The sequence below is a fragment of the Flectobacillus longus genome (genome assembly GCF_030056705.1).
In the GTDB taxonomy this organism is placed as follows: domain Bacteria; phylum Bacteroidota; class Bacteroidia; order Cytophagales; family Spirosomataceae; genus Flectobacillus; species Flectobacillus longus.
Map to the genome: position 1 here is coordinate 214,125 of NZ_JASHIC010000009.1, position 6,000 is coordinate 220,124.

The following is a 6,000-nucleotide window of genomic DNA, read 5'->3' on the forward strand; positions in this document are numbered from 1 at the left end:
CATCTGATTAAGTAGAATTTTGAGGAATACAAATTGACCTAATGCGTACCTCTATTTTTTTGGAGAAATAGAAAATGCTATGGAAGAATTACAAGTTTTTTTGTAATTATAAATAGGTTTACAATTCGAAATTCAGATATAAGTTTGGTGCACACAAATAATGTTTTTGATTTTTTTACGCAATCGTTGCCGGCAACGTTGCCATGAAATGTTTTGTATTGAGTTTTTGAATATAAAATTATAGTTTATACAAGGAGGTGATTATCGCAATCATCTCCTTTTTTATTTTAACTATTCTCAAATTCATCTCTTCTTTGTCACCTAGCCGACAAATAGCTTCTGGGCTTTTGTTCAACTTTGTATCATAAACAAACAGAGAGAACAAATGAAAAACATATTATGTATAGCTTTGCTACTATTTTCATTCGTAGTTAACGCACAGAATACCAGACAAAAACATTTTTTACTTGAAAAAAATACAGCCATCAGCGGCTATGATCCTGTTAGCTATTTTTCAAATAAGCCTTTAAAAGGAAAAGCAAATTTGACCTACAATTATGAAGGCATTAATTACCGATTTGCTAATCCTAATAATTTGGAAAACTTCAAAAAAACTCCTGAAAAATATGAACCTGCTTACGGAGGATGGTGCGCTTATGCGATGGGAGCTAAAGGCGAAAAAGTTGAAGTAGACCCAGAAAACTATCGTATTTATGAAGGAAAATTATTCTTGTTCTACAAGAATTTTTTCTCAAATACTTTAGACGATTGGAAAAAAGAGGAAGTAAAGTTGAAAAAACAGGCAGACACAAATTGGAACAAAATTTTTAAGTAATCTTTATGAAAACTTTGAATCTCTTGGCTAGGATAATTCCTGCTATTATCATGCTCCAGACCTTATTCTTTAAGTTTTCGGCGGCTCCCGAAAGTGTATATATCTTTAGTAGTGTTGGATTAGAACCATGGGGGCGTATTGCTACTGGAGTATTAGAACTGTTTGCCTCACTCTTATTATTGTTTAATCGGCAAGCTATTTGGGGTGCCATCTTAGGTATTGGACTTATGATTGGTGCTATTTTTACGCATCTGTTTATATTGGGTATTGAAGTGATGGACGACGGTGGACAGCTATTTTTTATGGCTCTTGCTACCCTTATTGGTTGTGCTTATACTCTCTATCAAAGACGTGATGCTCTCAAAGTATTTATTTATACAATACTTTAGCAATTTTGTATATTTGGGAATCATCAATCCCCAAAATACCTATGAATTTAGACACAAAATATTGGTATTTAAGAGACCACAGACTTTTTAGCGTGCTTTCTTCTTCTGAATTAAAATCAATTTGCATGATTACCAACTTCAAAACTGCAAAGAAGGGCGAAATCATCCTATTCTCGCATGACGAAGCTGTAAGGGTATATTTCTTGAAAAAAGGAACACTAAAAATCGTTGAGGTTGACGACAAGGGAAATGAAATTGTCAAGGACATTATTCAGAAAGGCGACATATTTGGTGAGTTTACACTAACCGAATCCGATAGCGACGAATATGCAGTAGCGGTATCAGACAATGTGATTTGCTGTAGTTTTAAGATGGATGATTTTGAAAAGCTCCTTGAGCAAAATCCTCAATTAGGGCTATCTTATACAAAATGGATAGGTTTTAGATTTAAAAGGTTACAAAATAGATATACCAATTTGATGTTCAAGGATGTTCGTACTCGATTTATGAGTTTTATGAACGAATGGGCGTCCAAAGAAGGTACACAACAAAATGAGGATATTGTTCTTCATAATTATCTTACACATCAAGATATTGCTAGTTTAATTTGTAGTACACGTCAGACTGTTACGCAATTATTTAATGAGTTTAAGGATAAAGGTGTTTTGGATTATTCGAGAAACGAGATTATTCTAAAAAAAATAGATTTGCCTCATAAAAGCGTAAATACAAAGTAAATGAATGATTAAGTCATCGACTTTAAATTAGCCTATTACGATTCATAAAGTTAACCTTAGATTTTTCAATATCAGTTATGATAAAACAGATAATCCTCTGGCTATGTGTTGGAGGTGGGTTGATTTCGTGTACCCAAGACATTGCTCCTATAACAAATAATCCAATTGTAGTACCAAAAACACTTGATAGTATTGGCACAAAAAGCTACACTTCGGACAAGAAGTTAATTGCCATGGGTAGCTTTCAAAATGCTGTTCATCAAACTACTGGTATTGCTAAAATTTATGCTGACTCAGCCCAGAAGAGTTATGCCTTAGTACTCGAAAATTTTAGAACCGACGCTGGTCCCGACCTAAGAATTTATTTAGCGGAAGATCGGGCGGTGACCAATTTTATTCAAATTTCCGATAAAGTTCAACATGGAAATGTCGTATATGACATTCCGAATGATACAGATTTTAGGAAAAGAAACCATGTTTTAATATGGTGCAAAAGCTTTTCGGTACTTTTTGGCGTTGCTGAACTCAAATAAAATAACTTATGAAAAAAATATTCACACTGTTATTGACCTTATACACAATAACAACCTTTGGACAATATGCCAAAACAGAGGAAAATATTGACTTATCGATTGCCTTTGGTCAGTCATTTGCACCTTCACTTTCCTATCAAAAACTCTATGGCTTAGGACAAAGTAAAAGATTTAAAATTGGATGGGGCTTGCGAGCCAATGGTTTTTTTAGTGGAGAAAAAAATTACAGAACAGCACCTGCTCGTTTAACCTCGGGACAGTCTAGCATTTTTGCCTTATTCTCCGACGACCTCGTTAGTAATATAGATACGCTTCAATTATCAAAGTCCTCTTTGGGTTCGTTGAATGCTAAAATTGTACTACAATACAGTTTTAAACGATTCGATGTAGGTTTTAACATTGATGCGATTGGGATAAGTTTTGGTGGGAAGCAAACGGGTAAGTTTCTTTCGTCAGAATCATCATCTCTGAACAATAGCATACAATCAGCTAGTCCAAGCGTATTCAATCTGCTTTTGATTAGCGATAGCGACTTAGGAAGTTTAAACTCAGAGCTATATGCTTCGTATCACTTGGACTCAAAATGGAGTTTGAGAACAGGATTAAGTTTTCAGTTTTTAGAATACAAAACAGACCGTTTACTAACCTTTGAAAATGATCGCTTTAGACACAAAACCTTGCAACCATTTTTGGCAATATCTTACCAAATTGGTCATAAAAAATAAGTTGTATTATAAAAGTATTTTTACAGGAATACTGCTGATTTTTAGCCACTTGACTCTTTCTCAAAACTGGAAAGTTGCTTCTAATTATATCACTTTTAAAATCAAACATGCTTTTGGCTCTACAGCCGAAGGAAATATTGGGGGCTTTAGTGGTTCGATATATTTTGACACCAATCAATTAACCAAAACTAGTATGAATGCTAGTCTCGAAGCCCGAACCATAGATACAGGTTTGGGCTTACGAGACAAAACACTCAAAGGGGTTAAGTATTTTGAGGTAGAAAAATTTCCAAAAATATTAATTACCAGTACCAAAATCGAGCATGGAACTAAAGAAAATGAGTACATAGGAAGTTTTGATTTGACAATTAAAAGCACGACAAAGAGTATCAAAATTCCATTTAGTTTTATTAAAATCACAAACTCAGGGCAATTTAAAGCCAGTTTTCAAATCAACAGACTCGATTTTGACATCGGCGAATCAAGTGCTTTGCTCGGCGATACAGTTACAATTTTTGTTACCCTAAATACAGTAGCATTATGAGAAGCAAAGACATTTCACTACAGATTATCAAACAATTAGAAGACGTATTGTCGTGCTTAAATGTAACACAGTACACTAAGCCTTTAGCTGTTTTTAATGGAAGTAGTTTGGGACAACATGTACGTCATACCGTTGAGTTTTTTCAATGTTTAATCGAAGGGCTAGAAAGCGGGATTGTTGACTATGATGCTCGCAAAAGAGACATGCAAATTGAAAACGACTTAGCCTATACGCTCACCTGTTTGAACAATATCTCGGCACAAATTTTCGAAATATCTGATGCTCAAAAATTAATGTTGATAGCGACTTATTACGATGAAATCATTCCAGAAATGGTCATTTCCAATGTCCAGCGTGAGTTGGTTTATTTGATAGAGCATTCTATCCATCATTTTGCGTTAGTGCGCATTGGAATTCAAGAAAATTTCCCTGGGGTTTCATTGCCTTACAGCTTTGGCGTAGCATATTCTACCATTAAATATCGAGAAAGTGTTTCGGCATAAGTATTTTTTTACATTCATATTCTGCTTTATTACTCATGTGCGTACTGACTTATATTCCGACTGAAAATCAAGGATTTATATTGACATCAAATAGAGACGAGGCTGTCTCAAGAGTTTTGGCTGTACCACCAAAAAAATATCAGCTTGGAGGGCAATATGTATTTTTCCCGAAAGATCCACAAGGAGACGGAACTTGGATTGGAAGTTGTGGAAACTTTACACTTTGTTTGCTGAATGGGGGCGTTGAAAAACATATCCCCCAACCTCCTTATCGACAAAGTCGTGGCAAAGTCATTATAGATTTTTTTGAATATTATTCAGTTCAATTTTTTCTTCAAACCTATTATTTCAATGAAATTGAACCCTTTACTTTAGTAATTATCGAAAGTCAAAAAGAACGAATTTTGCATGAAATCAGATGGACTGGCGAGCAGATTTTGTATCAAGAAAAAGAAGCAGATATAGCACATATATGGTCGTCAGTTACCCTTTATTCGCCAGAAATAATTCAGCAACGAGAGAATTGGTTTAAAGATTTTTTACAAGAAATACCCAATAAAGAATCTTTATTAGACTTTCATCATTTTGGTGGAAAAGGTCATGCAAAAAGCAATCTTAAAGTCAATTTTGAAAATCTATTAAAAACTGTCTCTATAACGCAATATACCATTACCAAAAATGAATTTACGATTCATTATGAAGATTTGATTCAAGAAAAAACTTATGATTATAGGGTTTTTATGGAACATGAAGAAAAATTTTGGTGGAGATAACTATCTCCACCAAAGCTTAGGCAGCAGTATTAAATAGACGGTTTTTTACTTCAGGAAATCTTACCGCTGTTGCAATCCAAATCAAAACCTCAATAGCTACAGGAATAGCAACAGGCTGATTACTCACAAAGTGAACAGCAATGGCTCCGCTCATATAAGTCATGGCTAGTAATGCGCCCACAACGCCTGTTCTTGGAATAAACCAGAGAACAACAATAACTAACTCTAACATTCCAAGAAAGGTAAGATGCGCTTGTCCTCCCAAAGTTTTGGCCATTTCGGCAGTTCCTTCGCCACCAAATAGTTTGAATAATCCACTTCCAGTAAAAACAAATGCTACCAAAATCGTAAGTGCCCAAGTAATAATTTTATTCATCGTCGAATTCATAATTTTGTTTATTTTTTTACAAAATTAAAACCATATACTATACTTTTGTTATTAGTTACAAAATAGATAGTAGTATCAAAAACAATAGTAAATGATGGAAGAAATTCGTACCGCCAAATCTTGTAAACAAGCAAGACTAGCCATTCAAGATACCTTAGATGTTGTTGGAGGAAAATGGAAGTTAGTATTAATTTCAGTCTTGAGGCACGGTCCTCGAAAGTTTAATGAGCTCTCTCGGGAAATACATATTAGTCCTAGAATTTTATCGAAAGAGTTACAAGAACTAGAAAGTCATGGATTGGTATCCAGAACAGTGTGTAATACCAAACCTGTTACAGTAGAATATGCTTTGACCGAATATAGCGAATCGCTTTCAGAAGTAGTCATGTCCATGCACCAATGGGGTGTTAAACACCGTCAGCGTGTCATGGAGTTGTTGTAAATCCTAAATTTAGTGATGAACTGTATTAAAAATCAAACTTTCAGGCAAATATTATTTTGTGAGCGCAATTTTATTTGCCTGAAAATCATTCTGAAACACAGTATTGTTTTTGACGATAGCGAAAGCTTGTC

Annotated in this window: 10 protein-coding genes; 9 read left to right on the forward strand and 1 reads right to left on the reverse strand. The window is 34.5% G+C overall.

Annotated features, from left to right (window positions below; genetic code table 11):
• The first annotated feature begins 385 nt into the window (after nucleotides 1-385).
• From QM491_RS07985 to QM491_RS08020, 8 genes are all read left to right on the forward strand, one after another.
• A complete protein-coding gene (locus QM491_RS07985; protein WP_283326980.1) occupies nucleotides 386-835 on the forward strand; it encodes a YHS domain-containing (seleno)protein in 450 nt (149 codons plus the stop codon).
• A 5-nt stretch (nucleotides 836-840) separates the two neighbouring features.
• Nucleotides 841-1,224, forward strand: a complete 384-nt coding sequence (locus tag QM491_RS07990) for a DoxX family membrane protein (RefSeq protein ID WP_283326981.1) — start codon at nucleotides 841-843, stop codon at nucleotides 1,222-1,224.
• A 41-nt stretch (nucleotides 1,225-1,265) separates the two neighbouring features.
• Nucleotides 1,266-1,961 (forward strand): Crp/Fnr family transcriptional regulator, encoded by a 696-nt coding sequence (locus QM491_RS07995; RefSeq protein ID WP_283326982.1) that lies wholly within the window; start codon nucleotides 1,266-1,268, stop codon nucleotides 1,959-1,961.
• 77 nt (nucleotides 1,962-2,038) lie between these two features.
• Nucleotides 2,039-2,494: a DM13 domain-containing protein gene (locus tag QM491_RS08000; protein ID WP_283326983.1), complete on the forward strand. Its 456-nt coding sequence runs from the start codon at nucleotides 2,039-2,041 to the stop codon at nucleotides 2,492-2,494.
• A gap of 8 nt (nucleotides 2,495-2,502) precedes the next feature.
• A complete protein-coding gene (locus QM491_RS08005) occupies nucleotides 2,503-3,219 on the forward strand; it encodes a hypothetical protein (protein ID WP_283326984.1) in 717 nt (238 codons plus the stop codon).
• A 49-nt stretch (nucleotides 3,220-3,268) separates the two neighbouring features.
• Nucleotides 3,269-3,763, forward strand: a complete 495-nt coding sequence (locus tag QM491_RS08010; RefSeq protein ID WP_283326985.1) for a YceI family protein — start codon at nucleotides 3,269-3,271, stop codon at nucleotides 3,761-3,763.
• A complete protein-coding gene (locus QM491_RS08015; protein WP_283326986.1) occupies nucleotides 3,760-4,266 on the forward strand; it encodes a hypothetical protein in 507 nt (168 codons plus the stop codon). The genes QM491_RS08010 and QM491_RS08015 overlap by 4 nt, the downstream gene beginning before the upstream one ends.
• Before the next feature lie 35 nt (nucleotides 4,267-4,301).
• Complete coding sequence (locus QM491_RS08020; protein WP_283326987.1) at nucleotides 4,302-5,039, forward strand: NRDE family protein; 738 nt, start codon at nucleotides 4,302-4,304, stop codon at nucleotides 5,037-5,039.
• Between the two features lie 16 nt (nucleotides 5,040-5,055).
• On the opposite strand, the gene QM491_RS08025 is transcribed toward QM491_RS08020, so the two are convergent.
• Nucleotides 5,056-5,427 (reverse strand): DoxX family protein, encoded by a 372-nt coding sequence (locus QM491_RS08025; protein WP_283326988.1) that lies wholly within the window; start codon nucleotides 5,425-5,427, stop codon nucleotides 5,056-5,058.
• A gap of 91 nt (nucleotides 5,428-5,518) precedes the next feature.
• Here QM491_RS08025 and QM491_RS08030 point away from each other — a divergent pair, with 91 nt between their 5' ends.
• Nucleotides 5,519-5,869, forward strand: coding sequence for a winged helix-turn-helix transcriptional regulator (locus tag QM491_RS08030; RefSeq protein WP_283326989.1), 351 nt, complete (start codon nucleotides 5,519-5,521; stop codon nucleotides 5,867-5,869).
• Nucleotides 5,870-6,000: the final 131 nt, after the last annotated feature.

What these genes read in the sequence shown, in the direction of transcription:
- QM491_RS07985 (WP_283326980.1), top strand. Translation starts at nt 386, where the DNA reads ATGAAAAACATATTATGTATAGCTTTGCTACTATTTTCATTCGTAGTT.
- QM491_RS07990 (WP_283326981.1), top strand. Translation starts at nt 841, where the DNA reads ATGAAAACTTTGAATCTCTTGGCTAGGATAATTCCTGCTATTATCATG.
- QM491_RS07995 (WP_283326982.1), top strand. Translation starts at nt 1,266, where the DNA reads ATGAATTTAGACACAAAATATTGGTATTTAAGAGACCACAGACTTTTT.
- QM491_RS08000 (WP_283326983.1), top strand. Translation starts at nt 2,039, where the DNA reads ATGATAAAACAGATAATCCTCTGGCTATGTGTTGGAGGTGGGTTGATT.
- QM491_RS08005 (WP_283326984.1), top strand. Translation starts at nt 2,503, where the DNA reads ATGAAAAAAATATTCACACTGTTATTGACCTTATACACAATAACAACC.
- QM491_RS08015 (WP_283326986.1), top strand. Translation starts at nt 3,760, where the DNA reads ATGAGAAGCAAAGACATTTCACTACAGATTATCAAACAATTAGAAGAC.
- QM491_RS08020 (WP_283326987.1), top strand. Translation starts at nt 4,302, where the DNA reads ATGTGCGTACTGACTTATATTCCGACTGAAAATCAAGGATTTATATTG.
- QM491_RS08025 (WP_283326988.1), bottom strand. Translation starts at nt 5,427, where the DNA reads ATGAATTCGACGATGAATAAAATTATTACTTGGGCACTTACGATTTTG.
- QM491_RS08030 (WP_283326989.1), top strand. Translation starts at nt 5,519, where the DNA reads ATGATGGAAGAAATTCGTACCGCCAAATCTTGTAAACAAGCAAGACTA.